Source organism: Haloleucobacter ellipsoideus, from assembly GCF_052491725.1.
In genome coordinates this window covers 15,730-36,118 of the sequence record NZ_JBQWAR010000012.1, presented here as the reverse complement: position 1 = coordinate 36,118, position 20,389 = coordinate 15,730, and the positions used below count along the sequence as shown (strand labels likewise).

Annotated in this window: 17 protein-coding genes; 10 read left to right on the top strand and 7 right to left on the bottom strand. The window is 63.8% G+C overall.

Annotation, left to right across the window (positions count from 1 at the left end):
• Positions 1 to 29 precede the first annotated feature (29 nt).
• The 8 genes from ppx (at position 30) to serA (ending at position 9,231) form a co-directional block, all read left to right on the top strand.
• Positions 30 to 1,520, top strand: a complete 1,491-nt coding sequence (gene ppx / locus ACT6QG_RS01960) for an exopolyphosphatase (RefSeq protein WP_444975954.1) — start codon at positions 30 to 32, stop codon at positions 1,518 to 1,520.
• A 175-nt stretch (positions 1,521 to 1,695) separates the two neighbouring features.
• A complete protein-coding gene (leuD, locus tag ACT6QG_RS01955; protein ID WP_444975911.1) occupies positions 1,696 to 2,301 on the top strand; it encodes a 3-isopropylmalate dehydratase small subunit in 606 nt (201 codons plus the stop codon).
• A 311-nt stretch (positions 2,302 to 2,612) separates the two neighbouring features.
• Positions 2,613 to 3,521, top strand: coding sequence for a metal ABC transporter substrate-binding protein (locus ACT6QG_RS01950; RefSeq protein ID WP_444975953.1), 909 nt, complete (start codon positions 2,613 to 2,615; stop codon positions 3,519 to 3,521).
• 2 nt (positions 3,522 to 3,523) lie between these two features.
• Entirely contained in the window at positions 3,524 to 4,453 is a 930-nt protein-coding gene (locus ACT6QG_RS01945; RefSeq protein WP_444975910.1) for a manganese/iron ABC transporter ATP-binding protein, read from the top strand.
• A complete protein-coding gene (locus ACT6QG_RS01940; RefSeq protein WP_444975909.1) occupies positions 4,450 to 5,313 on the top strand; it encodes a metal ABC transporter permease in 864 nt (287 codons plus the stop codon). Before ACT6QG_RS01945 ends, ACT6QG_RS01940 begins: the two co-directional genes overlap by 4 nt.
• Positions 5,310 to 6,164: a metal ABC transporter permease gene (locus ACT6QG_RS01935; RefSeq protein ID WP_444975908.1), complete on the top strand. Its 855-nt coding sequence runs from the start codon at positions 5,310 to 5,312 to the stop codon at positions 6,162 to 6,164. Before ACT6QG_RS01940 ends, ACT6QG_RS01935 begins: the two co-directional genes overlap by 4 nt.
• A gap of 104 nt (positions 6,165 to 6,268) precedes the next feature.
• Entirely contained in the window at positions 6,269 to 7,438 is a 1,170-nt protein-coding gene (locus tag ACT6QG_RS01930; protein WP_444975907.1) for a phosphoserine transaminase, read from the top strand.
• 206 nt (positions 7,439 to 7,644) lie between these two features.
• Complete coding sequence (gene serA / locus ACT6QG_RS01925) at positions 7,645 to 9,231, top strand: phosphoglycerate dehydrogenase (protein ID WP_444975906.1); 1,587 nt, start codon at positions 7,645 to 7,647, stop codon at positions 9,229 to 9,231.
• 139 nt (positions 9,232 to 9,370) lie between these two features.
• Here the strand turns inward: serA and ACT6QG_RS01920 are convergent, their stop codons facing one another.
• The 3 genes from ACT6QG_RS01920 to ACT6QG_RS01910 all read right to left on the bottom strand — a co-directional run bounded on the left by ACT6QG_RS01920 (position 9,371) and on the right by ACT6QG_RS01910 (position 13,172).
• Positions 9,371 to 10,318: a DMT family transporter gene (locus ACT6QG_RS01920; protein ID WP_444975905.1), complete on the bottom strand. Its 948-nt coding sequence runs from the start codon at positions 10,316 to 10,318 to the stop codon at positions 9,371 to 9,373.
• Positions 10,319 to 10,741: 423 nt separating this feature from the next.
• Positions 10,742 to 12,736, bottom strand: coding sequence for a methylmalonyl-CoA mutase family protein (locus ACT6QG_RS01915; protein ID WP_444975952.1), 1,995 nt, complete (start codon positions 12,734 to 12,736; stop codon positions 10,742 to 10,744).
• Positions 12,737 to 12,929: 193 nt separating this feature from the next.
• Entirely contained in the window at positions 12,930 to 13,172 is a 243-nt protein-coding gene (locus tag ACT6QG_RS01910; RefSeq protein ID WP_444975904.1) for a GlsB/YeaQ/YmgE family stress response membrane protein, read from the bottom strand.
• Between the two features lie 230 nt (positions 13,173 to 13,402).
• On the opposite strand from ACT6QG_RS01910, the gene ccrA reads away from it, so the two are divergent.
• Positions 13,403 to 14,686: a crotonyl-CoA carboxylase/reductase gene (ccrA, locus tag ACT6QG_RS01905; protein WP_444975903.1), complete on the top strand. Its 1,284-nt coding sequence runs from the start codon at positions 13,403 to 13,405 to the stop codon at positions 14,684 to 14,686.
• 201 nt (positions 14,687 to 14,887) lie between these two features.
• Here the strand turns inward: ccrA and ribB are convergent, their stop codons facing one another.
• From ribB to aroC, 3 genes are all read right to left on the bottom strand, one after another.
• Positions 14,888 to 16,201 carry a 3,4-dihydroxy-2-butanone-4-phosphate synthase gene (gene ribB / locus ACT6QG_RS01900; protein WP_444975902.1) on the bottom strand — a complete coding sequence of 438 codons (1,314 nt, stop codon included), beginning with the start codon at positions 16,199 to 16,201 and terminating at the stop codon, positions 14,888 to 14,890.
• A gap of 141 nt (positions 16,202 to 16,342) precedes the next feature.
• Positions 16,343 to 16,813, bottom strand: a complete 471-nt coding sequence (locus tag ACT6QG_RS01895; RefSeq protein WP_444975901.1) for a hypothetical protein — start codon at positions 16,811 to 16,813, stop codon at positions 16,343 to 16,345.
• Positions 16,814 to 16,903: 90 nt separating this feature from the next.
• Complete coding sequence (gene aroC, locus ACT6QG_RS01890; RefSeq protein WP_444975900.1) at positions 16,904 to 18,016, bottom strand: chorismate synthase; 1,113 nt, start codon at positions 18,014 to 18,016, stop codon at positions 16,904 to 16,906.
• A gap of 164 nt (positions 18,017 to 18,180) precedes the next feature.
• On the opposite strand from aroC, the gene ACT6QG_RS01885 reads away from it, so the two are divergent.
• The gene (locus ACT6QG_RS01885; RefSeq protein WP_444975899.1) at positions 18,181 to 19,542 is read left to right on the top strand and encodes a hemolysin family protein; all 1,362 of its coding nucleotides are present in this window, start codon (positions 18,181 to 18,183) and stop codon (positions 19,540 to 19,542) included.
• A 47-nt stretch (positions 19,543 to 19,589) separates the two neighbouring features.
• On the opposite strand, the gene ACT6QG_RS01880 is transcribed toward ACT6QG_RS01885, so the two are convergent.
• Positions 19,590 to 19,979 (bottom strand): DUF2794 domain-containing protein, encoded by a 390-nt coding sequence (locus ACT6QG_RS01880; protein WP_444975898.1) that lies wholly within the window; start codon positions 19,977 to 19,979, stop codon positions 19,590 to 19,592.
• Between the last annotated feature and the right edge of the window lie 410 nt (positions 19,980 to 20,389).

Here is a 20,389-nt window from a genome sequence, read left to right as displayed (position 1 = left end):
TGGATGATCCGCGAAACGCGCCGGCGCGCATGGGGGCCGGCGCACCCATTGCCGTGATCGACATCGGGTCCAACTCGGTTCGTCTTGTCGTTTATGAGGGCCTTGAGCGGGCGCTGACGCCCCTGTTCAACGAGAAGGTGCTCTGCGGTCTGGGGCGCGAGGTGGTTTCCACTGGTCGCCTGCAGGACGATGCGGTGGAGCGGGCCTTTTCCACGCTGCGCCGCTTTCGCGCCTTGTGCGATGCCATGCAGGTGGGCCGGGTTCACGCTCTGGCCACGGCCGCCGCGCGCGATGCGCAGAACGGGCCGGACTTCATCGCCGCCTGCGAGGATATATGCGGGGTGAAGATCGAGATCCTCTCCGGCAGGCGCGAGGCAGAGCTTGCCGCCTCCGGCATTCTTTCCGGCGTGCATGATCCTGATGGCGTGGTGGGGGATCTGGGCGGCAGCTCTCTGGAGCTGGTGGATGTGAAGGGCCGCACGCTCGGCACCGGCATCACCCTGCCGCTGGGCGGCCTTGCCTTGCAGGACCGTTCCTCGCGCTCCCTGCGCAAGGCGGAAAAGATCATTCGTGACACCGTGCCGGAAGAAGGCGTGCTGGACGGTCTGGCCGGGCGCACCTTCTATGCGGTGGGTGGCACATGGCGCGCGCTGGCCCGGCTGCACATGTTCCAGAAGGGCTATCCGCTGCATGTGATGCATGGCTATGCCATTCCCGCCCGCGAGGCGCTGGAATTCTCCCGCATCATCTATCGCGGTGATACGGAAACCCTGGCGCATATCGAGGCGGTGCCCTCCGCCCGCCGGCCGCTTCTGGCCTATGGGGCCATGGTGCTGGAGCATGTGGTGCGGCAGGGCCGCGCCTCGCAGGTGGTGATTTCCGCGCTCGGTGTGCGGGAGGGGCTGCTCTATTCACTGCTGAGCGCGGAACAGCAGGCGGAAGATCCGCTGCTGCTGAGCGCGGCGGAGGTGAACCAGCTGCGCTCGCGCTCTCCCCGGCATGGGGGCGAGCTGGTGGCCTGGACCGATGCCTTCTTCGCCTCTTCCGCGGCGCTTGAGGAATCCCGTGACGAGACCCGCCTGCGCCGGGCAGCCTGCCTGCTGTCCGACATCAGCTGGCGCGCGCATCCCGATTATCGCGGCGAGCAGAGCATGAACTCCATCTCCCGCGCGACCTTTGTCGGGGTGGATCATCAGGAGCGGGCCTTCCTCGCCCTTGCGGTCTATTTCCGCTATGAGGGACTGGGGGCGGATGATCTTGGCAGCCGGATTCTGGAACTGGTTTCCACCGGCACGCTGGACCGGGCCCGCATTCTGGGCGGCGCCATGCGCGTGGCCTATCTGCTTTCGGCCGCCATGCCGGGCATTCTGCCGCGTGTGCCCCTGCGGGTGCGTGACGAGCAGCTGGTGCTGACCGTTCCGCAGGAGCTGGTGCCGCTGGTGAATGAGCGCATGCGCAACCGCGTGCGCCAGCTTGCACGGCTGATCGGCCGCCAGCCGGTGATGGAAGTGCAGGAGTGAGGCTGGAGAGGGCAGGGACCCGGCGGGGCCGGGCTTCCGTCCATTCCTCTTCTCGCGGCGCTGGGCAAGGCCGCCCGCGCCTGTTAATGAAAGGGCCATCCGGGTTGGATGATGCGCCCTCCGGCTGCCATCATCGCGCCTGCCCATGTTTCAACAGGAAGGCTTGCAGGTCTCCATGGACAAGTTCACGGTTCTTGAAGGGGTCGCCGCCCCGCTGAAGCTGGTCAATGTCGATACGGACATGATCATCCCCAAGCAGTATCTGAAGACCATCAAGCGCACCGGCCTCGGCAAGGGCCTGTTCTCCGAGATGCGCTATAATGAGGATGGTTCGGACAATCCGGATTTCGTGCTGAACCAGCCGGCCTACAAGAATGCCCAGATCCTTGTCGCGGGTGACAATTTCGGCTGCGGCTCCTCGCGCGAGCATGCCCCCTGGGCGCTGCTGGATTTCGGCATCCGTTGCGTGATCTCGACCTCGTTCGCGGACATCTTCTACAACAACTGCTTCAAGAACGGCATTCTGCCGATCATCGTCTCCCAGGAAAACCTGGACAAGCTGTTCGAGGATGCGGACCGCGGCGCGAATGCCACGCTCACCATCGATCTGCCGGCACAGGAAATCCGTGGGCCGGATGGCGGCAAGGTCCGTTTCGAGATCGACCCCTTCCGCAAGCGCTGCCTGCTTGAGGGGCTGGACGATATCGGCCTGACGCTGGAAAAGGCCTCCTCTATCAATGCCTATGAAACCGCCAAGGCATCTGAACGCCCCTGGCTGTGAGGCCGGGCCTCCGTTTCAGGTTTCGAGATGTGCAGGAAGCGCCCCTCTGGGGCGCTTTTTCTTTGCCCCGAACGCAACGCATTGGAATAAATGGCATATCTGCCCCCGCGACAAGGCTCACGCAGGACTGTAAGTGTGACTCAGTTCGTAATGCAATTGATTTGCAATTGCGATAATGGCCTGTAATCTAGCCGATATCGAATCGAGGAGGACAGGTGATGACGGGATGCAGGGGGCTTCTGGAAGCAGGGCTGGCGCGCATGGGCGTGGCTGGCGGACGAGGCGTGAGAGCGCTGCTTGCCGGCATGTTCATGTCTGGCGCGGCGCTGGCCTTTTCGGGCGCCGCCCATGCCGAGGATGCGCCGGAGCAGAAGTTCAAGGCCATCACCACCTTCACCGTCATCGCCGATATGGCGCGCAATGTGGCGGGTGATGCTGCCATCGTTGAATCCATCACCCGCCCGGGCGCGGAAATCCACAATTACCAGCCCACCCCGGGTGACCTGATGAAGGCGCGCGATGCCCAGCTCGTGCTGTGGAACGGGCTGAATCTTGAGATGTGGTTCGAGAAATTCTTCGCCCGGCTCAAGGATGTTCCCGGTGTCGTGGTCACCGAGGGGATTGAGCCGATGAGCATCGATGAGGGGCCCTATGAGGGCAAGCCGAACCCGCATGCATGGATGTCCGCCGAAGCCGCGCTGATCTATGTCGACAATATTCGCGATGCCTTCGCCAAGCACGACCCGAAGAATGCCGAAGTCTACAAGGCCAATGCCGAGGCCTACAAGCAGAAGATCAGGGATGCTGTTGCCCCGATCCGCGAAAGGCTGGCGCAGATCCCGGAAAATCAGCGCTGGCTGGTGACGAGCGAGGGGGCTTTCAGCTATCTTGCGCGGGATTATGGTCTCAAGCAGCTGTATCTGTGGCCGATCAATGCCGATCAACAGGGCACCCCGCAGCAGGTGCGCAAGGTCATCGATGAGATGAAGGCAAACAATATCGGCGTCATCTTCTCCGAAAGCACCATTTCCGATCGTCCGGCCAAGCAGGTGGCGCGGGAAACCGGTGCGCGATATGGCGGTGTTCTTTATGTGGACTCGCTGAGCGAGGCGGACGGGCCGGTGCCCACCTATCTCGACCTGCTGCGCGTCACCTCGGACACCATCGCCGATGGTCTTGCGCCGGAAAAGGCGGATGCCGCCAGGGAGAATGCGCAATGAACATGGCGCTTCAGCCAGGGGGGCTTCCAGGCCCCTCCGGATCGCCCGGCGCCGGGCTGAGCGTGCGCGATGTGACCGTTGCCTATCGCAATGGCCACACCGCGCTGCGCAATGCGAGTTTCGAGATTCCCACCGGCACCATCACGGCGCTGGTGGGCGTGAACGGTTCGGGCAAGTCCACCTTGTTCAAGACCATCATGGGGTTCCAGCAAAGCGCGCGGGGCAGTGTGTCCATTCTGGGCATGAGCGTGCGCGAGGCGCTCGGGCGCAATATCGTCGCCTATGTGCCCCAGTCCGAGGAAGTGGACTGGACCTTCCCCGTGCTGGTGGAAGATGTGGTGATGATGGGCCGCTATGGCCACATGAACATGCTGCGCATTCCCCGCGCCAAAGACCGTGAAATGGTGGATGCGGCGCTGGCCCGCGTGAACATGAGTGAGTTCCGCACCCGGCAGATCGGCGAGCTTTCCGGCGGCCAGAAGAAGCGGGTCTTTCTGGCCCGCGCTCTGGCGCAGGATGCCCGCGTCATCCTGCTGGATGAGCCCTTCACCGGCGTGGATGTGAAAACGGAAGACGCCATCATCGCCCTGCTGAAATCGCTGCGCGATGAAGGGCGGGTGATGCTGGTGTCCACCCATAATCTGGGCAGCGTGCCGGAATTCTGTGACCGCACGGTGCTGCTGAAGGGCACGGTGCTGGCCTATGGCCCGACCGATGAAATCTTCACCCAGGCCAATCTGGAAAAGGCTTTCGGCGGTGTCCTGCGTCACTTTGTTCTGGATGAGAGCCATGGCTCTTCTGCCGGCATGGTCGGGGTGCTGACGGATGATGAGCGCCCGCTGGTGCTGGTGCAGGACCGCCCCGCCGCAAGCGGGCAGACGGAGCGGGAGAAGGCCGCGCAGGAGCGGGCTTTGCAGGAGCGGCCTTCATGAGCCTGCTGCTGGAGCCTTTCACCTATGACTACATGACCAACGCCATGTGGGTGAGCGCGCTAGTGGGGGCGGTGTGCGCCTTTCTCTCCGCTTTCCTCATGCTCAAGGGCTGGTCGCTGATCGGTGATGCACTGTCCCATTCCATCGTTCCCGGTGTTGCCGGCGCATGGCTGCTGGGGCTGCCCTTTTCCATCGGCGCCTTCTTTTCCGGCGGTCTGGCGGCGGCGGCCATCCTGTTCCTGCAGGAGCGCACCAAGCTGAAGGAAGATGCCGTCATCGGCCTCATCTTCACCTCGTTTTTCGGGCTCGGCCTGTTCATGGTTTCGCTTTCGCCCATGTCGGTGGATGTCAAGACCATCGTCATGGGCAATATTCTCGCCATCTCTCCGGAGGATACACTTCAGCTTGTGATTATCGGCGTGGTGTCCCTGGCCATTCTTCTGGTCATCTGGAAGGATCTGATGGTCACTTTCTTCGATGAGACCCATGCGCGCACCATCGGCCTGCGCACGCGGCTTCTGAAGGTCATCTTCTTCACCCTGCTGTCCGCCTCCACCGTGGCGGCGATGCAGACCGTGGGCGCCTTTCTCGTCATTGCCATGGTGGTCACGCCGGGCGCGACCGCCTATCTGCTGACAGACCGTTTCCCCCGCCTCATCACGCTTGCCGTGCTGCTGGGGGCGGGCACCAGCTTTTTCGGCGCCTATCTCTCCTATTTTCTGGATGGCGCAACGGGTGGCATCATCGTGGTGTTGCAGACGCTGATCTTCCTGCTGGCCTTTGTGTTCGCCCCCACCCACGGCATTCTTGCCGCCCGCCGGCGTGCGGCAGAGGCGCTGGCACAGGAGGAGGGGGCATGAGCAACCTGATGACGACCCTTCTGCTGCCGTTCGAGTTCGACTTCATGGTTTCGGCGCTGGTTATCGCGGCGCTGGTGGCGGTGCCAATGGCACTGCTCTCCTGTTATCTGGTGCTGCGCGGCTGGGCGCTGATGGGCGATGCGGTCTCCCATGGCGTGCTGCCGGGGGTGGTGCTGGCCTATATGGCGGGCCTTCCGCTGGCGGTCGGGGCGTTCTGCGCCGGCATGGTCTGTGCGCTGGGCACGGGATATCTGCGCGCCAACAGCCGGGTGAAGGAAGACACGGTGATGGGCGTGGTGTTTTCCGGCATGTTCGGGCTGGGCATCGTGCTCTACACGGCGGCAAGGCCGGATGTGCATCTCGATCACATCCTGTTCGGGGATGTGCTGGGCACCAGCTTCGACGATATTGTCGAAAGCGCGGTGATTACTGTTCTGGTGAGCGCCATCATCGCCATGAAGTGGCGGGATCTGCTGCTGCATGCGTTCGATCCGGCGCAGGCGCGCGCGATCGGCCTGCCGGTGGGGCTGATGCATTACGGCTTTCTGGCCATGCTCTCCCTCACCATTGTGGGGGCGCTGAAAGCGGTGGGGCTGATTCTGGCCGTGGCGCTGCTGATTGGACCGGGCGCCGTGGCCTTTCTTCTCACGCGCCGATTCGGGGCCATGCTGCTGGCCTCCGTTCTGGTGGCGGTGGGCAGCGCGCTGGCTGGTGTCTATCTCTCCTTCTTCCTCGACAGCGCACCCGCGCCGACCATTGTTCTGGTGCTCACAGGCGTGTTCCTTCTGGCTTTCATGAAGGTGCGGCTTGATGCGTGGCGGCTGCTGGCGCAGCAGGGCAGGGCGGGATGAACGCATCTTCCAGATGAGTGCTTGACGCGGGATCGGCGGCGTCGTAACGCTGTGTGCGGGACACCTCCCCCCAACGGGAGGCGCCCATCTGTAAGGATGGTTACATGACTGCGAATCCTGCACCGGCCGTTCGTCCGGAGAATCCCAATTTCTCCTCCGGCCCCTGCGCCAAGCGTCCCGGCTGGACGCTTGAAGCCCTCATTGATGCACCCCTCGGCCGTTCGCACCGCGCGAAGGTTGGCAAGGTGAAGCTCAAGGAGGCGATCGACCTCACCCGTGAAGTTCTGGAAGTGCCCGCGGACTACCGCATCGGCATCGTCCCCGCGTCTGATACCGGCGCGATGGAGATGGCCCTGTGGTCTCTGCTCGGTGCGCGCCCGGTGGACATGCTCGCCTGGGAAAGCTTCGGTGAAGGCTGGGTGACCGATGTGGCCAAGCAGCTCAAGCTGGCGGATGCCCGCGTGTTCAAGGCCGCCTATGGCGATCTGCCGGATCTGACACAGGTCGATTTCAGCCACGATGTGGTCTTCACCTGGAACGGCACCACCTCCGGTGTCATGGTTCCCGACGGGAAGTGGATTCCGGCAGAGCGCGAAGGCCTCACCATCTGTGACGCCACGTCCGCGGCCTTTGCCCAGCCGCTTGATTTCGCCAAGCTCGATGTGGTCACCTTCTCCTGGCAGAAGGTGCTGGGCGGCGAAGGCGCGCACGGCATTCTCATTCTCTCGCCCCGCGCCGTGGAGCGGCTTGAAAGCTACAAGCCCGCATGGCCGATGCCGAAGATCTTCCGTCTCACCAAGAACGGCAAGATCAATGAGGGCATCTTCGTTGGCGAGACCATCAATACCCCGTCCATGCTGTGCGTCGAGGACTATATCGATGCACTGAAGTGGGCGAAGGAAGTTGGCGGGCTGAAGGCCCTGCAGGAGCGTTCCAACCGCAATTTCGAGGCGATCGCCCAGTGGGTGGCCCGCACCGCATGGGTGGATTTCCTGGCCAATGATCCGGTCACCCGCTCCAATACTTCCGTGTGCCTGAAGGTGGTCGATCCCGCCGTCACCGCCCTGCCTGTCGAGGCGCAGGCGGCCTTTGCCAAGGCCATTGCGTCCGGCCTGGAAAAGGGCGGCGTGGCCTATGACATCGGCGCCTATCGCGATGCCCCTCCCGGCCTGCGCATCTGGTGTGGCGCGACCGTTGAGCGCGCTGACGTGGAAGCCCTGACCCACTGGCTGGACTGGGCCTTCAACGAGGCCAAGGCAGCTCTGCCGGCCTGATGACTGAATCCACGGGGAGAGGCCATGCCGCTCCCCGTTCGTTCAGTCCTGTCGCCGCCCGGTCATCCGCCTCCTTTAAGGTGGGGCCATGCGGGCAGGCATATTCCTGACATTTCGCAGCTTTCCCGCAAGCGGGGAAGCCCTCACGCCGGCAGGTCGCCCGAAGGCGCGCCGGTTCGCGTCACCTCAACATGACGGAGCCCACCATGGCACCCCGCGTTCTGATTTCCGACAAGCTGTCCGCCGCCGCCGTCCAGATCTTCAAGGATCGTGGCATCGAGGTCGATTTCCAGCCGGACCTTGGCAAGGACAAGGACAAGCTGGCGGAGATCATCGGCAATTATGATGGCCTTGCCATCCGCTCGGCCACCAAGGTCACCCCGAAGATTCTGGAAAACGCCAACCGGCTGAAGGTCGTCGGCCGCGCCGGTATCGGTGTGGACAATGTCGATCTGCCGGCGGCCTCCGCCAAGGGCGTGATCGTGATGAACACGCCGTTCGGCAACTCAATCACCACGGCGGAGCACGCCATTGCGATGATGTTCGCTCTGGCCCGCGAAATTCCCGCCGCCGATGCCTCAACCCAGGCCGGCAAGTGGGAGAAGAACCGCTTCATGGGTGTGGAGCTGACGGGCAAGACCTTCGGCATCATCGGCTGCGGCAATATCGGCTCCATCGTGGCCGAGCGTGGCGTGGGCCTGCGCATGAAGGTGATTGCGTTCGATCCCTTCCTCTCGGCCGAGCGCGCGCTGGATCTGGGCGTGGAGAAGGTGGAGCTGGAAGACCTGCTCGCCCGTGCCGACTTCATCACCCTGCACACCCCGCTCACCGACAAGACCCGCAACATCCTTTCGGCCGAGAACCTCGCCAAGACCAAGAAGGGCGTGCGCATCATCAACTGCGCCCGTGGCGGCCTGGTGGATGAGGAAGCCCTGCGTGCGGCGCTTGATTCCGGCCATGTGGCAGGCGCGGCCTTTGACGTGTTCACGGTGGAGCCGGCGGAAACCAACCCGCTGTTCGGCCATCCCAATGTCGTCTGCACCCCGCATCTGGGCGCTGCCACCACCGAGGCGCAGGAGAATGTGGCCCTGCAGGTGGCCGAGCAGATGAGCGATTACCTGCTCACCGGCGCCATCTCCAATGCGGTCAACTTCCCCTCCATCACGGCGGAGGAAGCCCCCAAGCTGAAGCCCTTCATCGAGCTGGCGGAAAAGCTCGGCTCCTTCGCGGGCCAGCTGACCGATACCGACATCAAGACCGTGCGCATCACCTATGAGGGCAGTGTTGCCAATCTGAAGGTGAAGGCACTGACTTCCTCGGCGGTTGCCGGCCTGCTGCGCCCCGCGCTTCAGGACATCAATGTCGTCTCCGCGCCTTCAGTGGCGAAGGAGCGCGGCATTGTGGTGGAGGAAACCACCCGCGCCGCCGCTGGCGATTATGACAACCTCATCACCATCACGGTGGTGACGGACAAGTTCGAGCGTTCGGTCACCGGCACGGTGTTTGCCGATGGCCATCCGCGCATGGTGAACATCAAGGGCATCAAGGTGGATGCCGAGTTCGCCCCGCGCATGATCTATGTCACCAATGAGGACAAGCCGGGCTTCATTGGCCGCTTCGCGAGCCTGCTGGGCGAGGCAGGCGTGAACATCGCCACCTTCTCGCTGGGGCGCCACAATGAGGGCGGCGAGGCGATCGCGCTGGTATCCGTCGACGGGCTCGTGCCTGCCGAGGTGCTGCAGAAGATCCAGGCCCTGCCGCATGTGAAGCAGGCCAAGCTGGTCGAGTTCTGAAGATGTGATGGCCGGGCGGCGCGCATGGGCGCTGCCGCCTGGAACTGAAAGCAGATGGCCCGTGTCCCTGATCAGGGACACGGGCCATTTTCATGTGCGGCCGGGGCTGGGTGTGTTGATCTCTCAGGCTGCCGATCGCTCAGGCCAAGGGGGCGCCGGTGCCCGTGGGCGGCTTGCCGCCGGAGCGTGTGGCGAGGAAAATCCCGCAGATCACTAGCGCGTATCCGGCAAAGTGATACCAGGCCAGCTCCTCGCCCAGAAAGATGATGGCCAGCGCTGTTCCGAACACCGGCATGAGGTGCAGGAAGGGCGCGGAGCGGTTCGCTCCCACCAGTTCCACCGCCCGGTTGAAGGACAGATAGGCGAGCAGGGATGGCGCGACCATCACATAGGCGAGGGTGAGTATTGTGGGTGCATCGAAATGCACCTTTCCGCCATTCAGCAGCTCATACAGGGCGATGGGCGTGAGCAATACCGCACCGATGGCCATGATGGTGGCCAGAAAGGAGAGCGGGCCAAGCTGGGGGCGTTTGCGCAGCATGGTCGTGTAGAAAGCATAGATCATCAGCGCCACCAGAATCCACATGTCGCCGATATTGGGCGTGAGATGGAGCAGCGTATCCATGCTCCCCTGACTGATGATGACCACCACCCCGGACAGGGAGGTGAGGATGCCGGCGATCTGTCCCGGGGACAGCCGGTCCCGAAACAGCAGGAAGCTCCACAGGCCGACCAGAAGCGGCGCCGTGGATTGCAGCAGCAGGCCATTCACCGCCTGGGTATATTGCAGGCCATGATAGCTCATGGCGTTGAAGCTGGAGATGCCGGTCGCGGCCAGCAGCACGAGCATCCAGAACGAACGGCGGATGAGGGGCAGGTCGCGCTGGATCTGGCCCCAGGCAAAGGGCAGGATGATCGCGGTTGCGCCGATCCAGCGCATGGCTGCCAGCGTCACGGGGGGGACATGCCCGGCAATATAGCGGCCCAGAACCATATTTCCGGCCCAGAGCAGGGCTGTCAGGGTGAGCAGAAGATAGGGGGCATTGAACAATCCCTGCATGGGGCGGTTTGCAGGTGGAGCAGACATGCTTTCTCCATGAATGACGCTCCCGGAAGGGAGAGCCACCGGAACCGGCCCAACAGCCGGCGGGCAGAAGTGGGTTGGATGTGAAAGCGTTTCCGGCGCAAGCCCGAAGATCGCCATCACCGGGCAAGGTTGGGCGATAATGCCGTCTTGGTGGAGATATTCAACCATCTCCCAAGGTAAGGAACGATCAGAAGGAATGATCGGAAAGGAGGGGGAGCATGAAGGGCCATGGGGCAGGTGCGCGCATGGGACAAGTGCGCGCCCGTCGCTGGAACCGCCCCTCTTGCGCGCCCGTCGCTTTTGCGATGGGCATGCGCCGTGCGGCAAGCCGGCCATCCTGAAAAAAGCCGGCGCTCCTGAAAAAGGGAAAGCGGCAGTCTGGCCGCCGCTTTCCGGTGTCACGGGTACTGTTTGCGGAAGCGGTCAGGCCGCTTTCTGGCTCTGCCTGTCGACGATGGAAACGATGTCCGCCATGATCCGGTTCAGCTCGAAATTCTTCGGCGTATAGACCGCCGCGACTCCGAAGCTGAGCAAGGCGGTTTCATCTTCCGCCGGAATGATGCCACCAACCACCACCGGCACATCATCCAGCCCTTCCTGCCGCATCCGCTCCATCACATCGCGCACCAGCGGCACATGCGAGCCGGAGAGGATGGACAGGCCCACCACATGCACGCTTTCTTCCAGCGCGGCATTCACGATCTCGGCGGGCGTCAGGCGGATGCCTTCATACACCACCTCCATGCCGCAATCGCGGGCGCGCACGGCAATCTGCTCGGCGCCATTGGAGTGGCCATCCAGCCCCGGCTTGCCCACCAGGAACTTGATGCGGCGGCCAATGCGGGCGGAGACATCATCCACCGCCCGGCGCACATCATCGAGCCCCTGCGTATCTATGCGCGCCGCCCGGCCGACCCCGGTGGGGGCGCGATACTCGCCGAAAATGGCACGCAGGCAGGTGCCCCATTCGCCGGTGGTGACGCCAACCTTGGCGCAGGCGATGGAAGGCTCCATGATGTTGCGGCCTTCCTGCGCCGCGCTTTTCAGCTCGGCCAGCGCCTTCTCCACGGCGGTGTTGTCGCGCGCCTCGCGCCAGGCCTGAAGGCGGGCGACCTGCTCGGCCTCCACCCCTTCCGGCACGGTGAGAATCGCGCCTTCCCCGGTGGTGAGCGGGGAGGGCTCGGTCTCGGTCCAGCGGTTCACGCCAACCACCACCTGATCGCCCTGCTCGATGGCCTCCAGGCGGCGGGTGTTGGATTCCACCAGCGCCTGCTTCATGTAGGAGTTTTCAATGGCGGCAACCGCCCCGCCCATGCCCTCGATGCGGGCAAGCTCGGCGCGCGCCTCTTCCTTCAGCTCTTCCACCTTCTGGTTGATGACGGTGGAGCCATCGAAGATGTCGCCATATTCCAGCAGGTCGGTTTCATAGGCCAGCACCTGCTGCATGCGCAGCGACCATTGCTGGTCGAACGAGCGCGGCAGGCCCAGCGCCTCGTTCCATGCCGGAAGCTGCACGGCGCGCGCGCGCGCCTTCTTGGAAAGGGTCACCGCCAGCGCCTCGATGAGAATGCGGTAGACATTGTTTTCCGGCTGCTGCTCGGTCAGCCCCAGCGAGTTCACCTGCACGCCATAGCGGAACAGCTTCTGCTTGGGGTCAGTCACGCCATAGCGGTTGACGCAGATCTCGTCCCACAGATCCACGAAGGCGCGCATCTTGCACATCTCGGTGATGAAGCGCATGCCCGCATTCACGAAGAAGGAGATGCGGCCGACAACCTCGCCGAAAATGGGGCCTTCCGCCTCGCCCGAGGCCTTCACCGTATCGAGGATGGCAATGGCATCGGCCAGCGCGAAGGCCAGTTCCTGCACCGGCGTCGCGCCGGCTTCCTGCAGATGGTAGGAGCACACATTCATCGGGTTCCAGCGCGGCAGATGCTGCGTGGTGAAGATGATGGTGTCCTTCGTCAGCCGCATGGAGGGCGCGGGCGGGAACACATAGGTGCCGCGCGAGAGATATTCCTTGATGATGTCGTTCTGCGTGGTGCCCTGAAGCCGCGTGCGGTCCGCCCCCTGCTCATCCGCCACCGCGATATAGAGCGAGAGCAGCCATGCCGCGCAGGCATTGATGGTCATGGAGGTGTTCATCTCGGCCAGCGGAATGCCGTCGAACAGGGTGCGCATGTCACCCAGATGCGAGATCGGCACACCCACCTTGCCCACTTCGCCGCGGGCGAGGGGATGGTCGCTGTCATAGCCGGTCTGGGTCGGCAGATCGAAGGCGACCGAGAGGCCCGTCTGACCCTTGGCGAGGTTTGAACGGTAAAGCTTGTTGGATTCCGCTGCCGTGGAATGGCCGGCATAGGTGCGGAAGAGCCAGGGTTTGTCGCGGACGACCATTCGTCTGCCCCCATTATCCATTGGTTGTTGCAAGCCGCCTCTGCCCTTGCATGCATTTTGTCTGCATGTGTCCGGGGAGAGGGACCACCTCCCAGCGCGATTCCGGAGAACCGAGCCAGCTTATTGTGCGCTGCAATGCGGCGGGCGTCGATGGAAAAATTCCAGATCGCCCGCCGCCGCATCTCGTGTCGGGGCAGAAGGTCGCGGCCGGGCGTCAGGCCTTGCGGTTCACCAGCGAGATGACGAACAGCAGGATGATGGCGCCAATGGTGGCGCAGATGATGCGCCCGATCAGCCCGCCAACCACGAAGACATTGCCGAAAAGGAAGCCGCCAATCAGTGCGCCAACCACGCCAACGGCAACGTTTCCAACGATTCCGAAGCCGGAGCCCCGGAAAATCTGGCCCGCGAGAAAGCCCGCGACCACACCGACGATGAGGGTCCAGATAAGTGCCATCAGGCTGCATTCCCTTGTGACGCTCAAGAGGCCGTTCGCCCCTTCCCTCACACTTTAATGCCCCCGGGCCGCTCCGTGAACCGGATTGTCAGCCCCCCGTCTAAGCCAAAAGAGGGACGTGGAGGAGCGCAAAGCCCCTATTGCCGAGCCGATCATCTCTGATACGCTGCATTGCGATAACATTTCAAAAAAGAACCACAGGGTTCACGCTAGGAAGAGGACGAAGCGCTATGGGCCAGAATGCCGCGAAGGATACGACCGAGGGCCAGCTTAAAGATCTGTACGAGATGGGCGAGATTCCCCCGCTCGGCCATGTGCCCTCGAAAATGTATGCCTGGGCCATCCGCCGTGAGCGTCACGGCCCGCCCGAGCAGTCCTTCCAGCTCGAAGTGGTGCCCACCTGGGAGCTGGGTGAGCATGACGTGCTGGTGTTCGTGATGGCCGCGGGCGTCAACTATAACGGCATCTGGGCCGGCCTAGGCGAGCCGATCTCCGTCTTCGACGTGCACAAGGTGCCCTACCATATCGCGGGTTCCGATGCCTCCGGCATCGTGTGGGCTGTCGGCTCCAAGGTGAAGCGCTGGAAGGTGGGCGACGAGGTCGTCGTTCACTGTAACCAGGACGATGGCGACGACGAGGAATGCAATGGCGGCGATCCGATGTTCTCGCCCTCCCAGCGCATCTGGGGCTATGAGACGCCGGATGGTTCCTTCGCCCAGTTCTGCCGCGTGCAGGCCCGCCAGCTCATGCCGCGTCCCCGGCACCTGACCTGGGAGGAAAGCGCCTGCTACACGCTGACCATGGCCACCGCCTACCGCATGCTCTTCGGCCATGCGCCGCACACCGTGAAGCCGGGTGACTATGTGCTGGTCTGGGGGGCCTCTGGCGGTCTTGGCGTGTTCGGCGTCCAGCTCGCCGCGGCTTCGGGCGCGCATGTCATCGGCGTCATCTCGGATGAGACCAAGCGCGATTATGTGCTGGGGCTCGGCGCCAAGGGCGTCATCAACCGCCGGGATTTCAACTGCTGGGGCCAGCTGCCCAAGGTCAATTCGCCTGAATATGCCGAATGGCTGAAGGAAGCGCGCAAGTTCGGCAAGGCGATCTGGGACATCACCGGCAAGCGCGATGTGGACATCGTGTTCGAGCATCCCGGCGAGAGCACCTTCCCGGTGTCCACCCTTGTGGGCAAGCGCGGTGGCATGATCGTGTTCTGCGCCGGCACCACCGGCTTCAACATCACCTTCGATGCCCGCTATGTGTGGATGCGCCAGAAGCGCATTCAGGGCTCGCATTTCGCCCATCTCAAGCAGGCCTCCGCCGCCAACCAGTTCATCATTGACCGGCGCGTGGACCCGTGCATGTCCGAGGTGTTCTCGTGGGAGCGCATTCCCGAGGCGCATGGCAAGATGCTGGCGAACCAGCATGCGCCGGGCAATATGGCGGTTCTGGTGAATGCCCCGCGCCCCGGCCTGCGGACCTTTGATGATGTGATCGAGGCCTGCGCCGAGCGCTGATCCGGCGGTCCGGAGCGGGCGCCTGTTCCGCTCTGGCTGTGCGACATGAAGAAACCCTCTTCCCGCATGGGGAGAGGGTTTCTTGTTGGGCCATGCCTGTGTCTGGCGCTGCAACGGGCCTGACATGAAAAGACCCGGCACCTGGCCGGGTCTTTTCATGTCCGCATTATTGGGGCGCGTTGTGCTCCGCCTGATGCAGGCTCAGCCTTCTTCGCTGCCCGTGTCCGTTTCCACGATCTCGATGCCAAACCCGTCAAGGCCGACATAGGTGCGCGGGGTGGAGGAGAGCAGGCGGATGGAGGAGATGCCGAGATCCCGCAGGATCTGTGCGCCCAGACCAATTTCACGCCAGTCCCGGTCGCGTTCGGCGGCGCTGCTTTCCGGCTGGCCCATGGAAGTGGCGGGCACGCCTGCCGTGCCATCGCGCAGATAGATGAGGACGCCGCGGCCTTCCGCATCAATGCGCTCCAGTGCGCTGGCAATGGTCTTGCCACCGGTGAAAGCGTCCTCGATCGGGTCCGCGCGATGGAGGCGCACGAGAATGTTGCGGCCATCACCAATGCGGCCCTTCACCAGCGCAAGATGGTTCACCGGGTCGAAGGGGGTGGTGTAGGAATAGCCCTGCAGCTCACCGATGGCTGTCGCTACGGGGAATTCCGCCGCACGCACCACCAGCTTTTCACGCGCCTGACGATAGGAGATGAGATCGGCCACCGAAATACGCAGCAGGCCATGCTTTTCCGCAAAGGCTGCAACCTGCGGGCCGCGCTGCACGGTGCCATCATCATTCACCAGCTCGGAAATGACCCCGACGGGGGGCACATTGGCCAGCCGGCACAGATCCACCGCCGCCTCGGTATGGCCCGAGCGCATGAGCACGCCGCCTTCCCGGGCGATGAGGGGGAAGATATGGCCGGGGCGCACGAAATCAGCGGCGCCCATGTTCGGGTTGGCCAAGGCGCGCACGGTATTGGTGCGCTCCTCGGCGGAAATGCCGGTGGTGGTGCCGTGGCGCACATCGATGGAAATGGTGAAGGCCGTGCTCAGGGGCGCATCATTCACCGAGACCATCGGGTCCAGCCGCAGCCGGCGCGCCTCGGAAGGCGGCAGGGGCGTGCAGACGATGCCGGAGGTGTTGCGGATGATGAAGGCCATCTTCTCTGGTGTCGCCAGAGATGCGGCCATGATGAGGTCGCCCTCATTCTCGCGGTCATCATCGTCCGTCACCACAACGATTTCGCCACGGGCAAAGGCTTCGACAGCCGCTTCAACACGGTCCTGAATGGAGTTTTCGGTCACGCTGGAACCTCGGGCAGGAGATGGGGCCAGGCCGAGAAAGTCATTCGGCGTCACATCGTGACCCGTAACCTCGGCGATCCGCTCGGCGGTTTCGCGGGAAATCCAGGCGCGTTCGTCATTGCACAGGGCTGTGATGCTGGCCGGGGAAAGGCCCACCTGCCGTGCAAAGGCGCTTCGAGTTGTTCCTGTGGCTTTCAGCCATTCCGCGAGCTTCATGGCAGGATCATAGCAGCATCGTTTTCAGTGACAATGAAAAAGAGAATTTTTCAGCATCACTGAAAACCAGTGTCGCGGGCCGCCCTCCGCCCCGGGGGGTGCCCCGGCTCCTGCTCCAGTTTCTGCCCGTGCGGGGGGGGGTCAGTTCCAGGTGGAAACGCCGGAAACCCGGATGCAGATCCTGTCTGCCTGTGCAAGCGTGCCCTGCGGCGCGAAAACATAGGTCTTCATGGTCTGGTTGCCGCCAATGGCCAGCGCGCCATCCTGCGTATGGGTGGAGAAGGTGAAGGCCGGCTGCCCCTTCGCCTCGCCCAGAACCTCGATGGAGAGCGCGGCCATCTTGCCGGAACCGTTGAGGGCCGAGGCCGAGAAGTTGAGAACCGGCGCATTGGTGACGATTTCCTGCCCCTCCTGCAGCGTGAAATTGTTCACGCTCATGCCCTCAAAGGCAAAGGAGAGCGCATTCAGCCCATCCTGTGTGAGGGGGGTGCAGAACCATGTGCCGAAGGGCTGGGCGGCGGGCGTGTTCTGGGCGGCGGCGGAGGTGATCCCCGCCAGACCAAGGCAGAACAGGGCGGCGGCTGTGGCTGGTCCCCGGAAATTCATCGTCATCGCTCCTTGGCCGAGATCGGCGCATCTGCCGGGCGGCGCTGTTCCGGCCCTTGCAGATCACACTGCCTGAGATAGCTGATTCGTCCCGCCTCAGTCCGCGAAGGGCCAGTGCGGGGTTTCTCCCACCTGTCCGCGATGGCGCAGCAGGTGATCTGCCAGCACACACCACATCATCGCCTCGCCCACGGGCACGGCGCGGATGCCGACACAGGGGTCATGCCGCCCCTTGGTGAAGAGTTCGGTTTCCTCGCCCTTGCGGTCCACGGTCTGGCGCGGTGTGAGGATGGAGGAGGTGGGCTTGACCGCGAACCGGGCGACAATCGGCGCGCCGGTGGAAATGCCCCCGAGAATGCCGCCGGCATGGTTGGCGAGAAAATGCGGGTGGCCCTCATTGCCGCGGCGCATTTCATCGGCATTGGCCTCACCGGTGAGACGGGCGGCCCGGAAGCCGTCGCCGATCTCCACGCCCTTCACGGCATTGATGCCCATGAGCGCGCCGGCAAGGTCCGCATCCAGCTTGCCATAAAGGGGTGCGCCAAGACCGGGGGGCACGCCCTCCGCCACCAGCTCGATCACCGCCCCGATGGAGGAGCCGGCCTTGCGGATGCCGTCGAGATATTCGGTCCACACAGGGACCGTGCACGGGTCGGGGCAGAAGAAGGGATTGTTGTTCACCTCATCCCAGTCCCAGCGGGCACGGTTGATCTCGATATCGCCAATCTGCACCAGCGCGCCACGCACGGTGACGCCGGGCAGAACCTTGGCCGCAATGGCCCCGGCCGCCACACGGGTTGCGGTTTCGCGCGCGGAGGAGCGACCGCCGCCGCGATGGTCGCGGATGCCATATTTGATGTCATAGGTGAAATCGGCATGGCCGGGACGATAGGCCCCCGCTATGGCGGCATAGTCCTTCGAGCGCTGGTCCACATTCTCGATCAGCAGGGCAATGGGTGTGCCGGTGGTGACGAGGCCGCCCTCCGGATGTTCCATCACGCCGGACAGCACCTTCACCTCATCCGGCTCGCGGCGCTGGGTGGTGAAGCGTGACTGGCCGGGGCGGCGGCGGTCCAGCGCGGCCTGCACCTCTTCCAGTGTGAAGCGCAGTTGTGGCGGGCAGCCATCCACCACGCAGCCAATGGCCGTGCCATGGCTCTCGCCAAAGGTGGTGACGCGGAAAAGATGGCCGAAACTGTTGAATGACATATCGAGACCTGCCTTGCTGCTCCTGCTGAATAGACGAGCTTGGGCAGAATGGGAATGTCTGGCGTGGAAAGCCGCGAACTGTGCACGGCTCCCATGCCATCAATCCCGTCGCCGGGCAGGGCGGGGCTGTGTTATGAGAGCTGGCAGGAGCATTCGTTTTTCCCATGCCTTTTCTTGAAATCCTCATTGTTCTGGTGCTGGTGCTGCTGAACGCGGTTCTCGCGGCGGCGGAGCTTTCCATCGTCTCCTCCCGCCCCGCGCGGCTGCGGTCCATGGCCGCCAAGGGACGATCCGGCGCGCAGACCGCACTGGCGCTGGCCGCGGAGCCGGGCCGGTTTCTGTCCACCGTGCAGGCCGGCATCACGCTCATCGGCATTCTGGCGGGTGCCTTTTCCGGCGCCAGCCTTGGCGCCCAGCTCAGCACGCTGCTGCGCGAGATTGGCGTGCCTTCGGGCATGGCCGGGCCGCTGGGCTATATCGCGGTGGTGGCGGCCATCACTTATGTTTCCCTTGTGATCGGCGAGCTGATTCCAAAGCGCCTGGCCTTGCGCAATCCCGAGCCGCTGGCCTGCATGCTGGCTCCGCTCATGGTGGCGCTCTCGCGCATCTCCGCGCCCATGGTGTGGCTGCTGGATGCCTCCACCCGCACGGTGCTGCGCCTGCTGGGGGTGCGGGAAGACAACAGCGATGCGGTGACCGATGAGGAAATCCGCGCCATGATCACCGATGCGGAAAGCGCCGGGGTGATCCGCCCGGATGAGCGGCGGATGATTTCCGGCGTGATGCGTCTGGCGGACCGGCCGGTCGAGGCGATCATGACCCCGCGCACGGAAGTGGAGTGGGTGGATATTACACAGGGGCCGGAAAAGGCCCGCGCCCAGCTTCTGGCCTCTCCCCATTCGCGCCTGCCGGCCTGCGAGGGCTCATCGCAGGAGGCGATCGGCGTCATTCAGGCCAAGCGCGTTCTGGATGCCTGGCTGCGCGGTGAAAACCCGGACCCGCGGGACCATGTGCAGAATGCGCCCTATCTGGTGGAAACCCTTGGCGCGCTGGATGCCATGCGCATTCTGCGCAGCGCCGAGGTGCCCATGGGCATTGTGGTGGACGAGTATGGAGACATGGCCGGCGTTGTCACCGGCTATGACCTGCTTCTCGCCATCACCGGCACCATGCATGAGGATGCGCTGGCCCATGAGCATGATCCCGCCTCTCCCCGTCAGGAGGGCGCGGTGGAGGGCGAGCGCTATGTGGTGCGCCGGCAGGATGGCAGCTATCTGGTAGCGGGCGATGCCCCCATGGATGAGCTGCGCGAGCTGCTGCGGGTCGATTTTCCCGAGGATGAGCATTTCCACACCGTGGCCGGCTTTGCCCTGGCGCGGCTGAAGTCGATGCCGCAGGAGGGGGATGTCTTCACGGATTCGGGCTGGCGCTTTGAAATCGTCGATATGGATGGCCGGCGTATAGACAAGCTGCTGGTCTCCCGCTCCGTCACGCCGCGCCGGCAGAATGTGCGGCGCAGGGCTTGAGGCAGGGCCATGGCAGGGGACATGTGCGGGCCTGATCCAGAAACGGATCAGACCGCGCGCAATGGCTTTTCCAGCACGGCCAGCACGCGCGGCAGTTCATGGCCGCGCTTGAGGATGAGGCCGGTCTGCGAGACGACAGCATAGGCCCCCTGCTTGCGGGCCAGACGCGGGTCTTTCTCGATGCGATAGATGGGCACATCCGCCGTGCGGCGAAAGATGGAGAAGATGGCCTTCTCGCGGGTGAAGTCGATGGCGTAGTCCCGCCACTCCCCGGCCGCCACCATGCGCCCGTACAGGCCCAGAATGCGGTCCAGCTCCTGCCGGTTGAAGGTCACCTGTGCGGGCGGTGTTGCGGGCTGGGCCGGGCGATGCGCCAGGCTGGCGCTCCCCGCGGCATGCGGCAGGGGGGACAGATGAACGGGGGGATCGTCTGCCATGGTGCCTCCTCAAGGTGGCAAGGGGCCAGCCCTGTTTTCCGGGCCTGTCTTCAGGTCCGGGTGGTGCGGGCGGGCATCCGGCCATGATTGCCCCGGCCGCGAGGGCTTGCAAGGCGCTTGTGCCGGTGGGCGGGAGGTAAGATCACGCCAATGTTAGGGGCAGACACAGTCTCGCCCTGATTTGGTCAATAGGCCGCCCATTGCGAACGGCATCTTCACAACCATAGCAGGGCCGGTTCGTGAGGCGCTTCGGTCTATCCCAGCCCCCCCAAGCCCCCCGTGGTGCTTCCGGGCCGGTCTCTGCTGGTCTGAATCTGGATCTTTTGGTCCGTTCAGAAAGAAGATGTTTCTGCATCTTTCCCCGGAACGGGTTACGGTCAGTCTTCCTGACCGAGCCCGTTCCGGTGGTT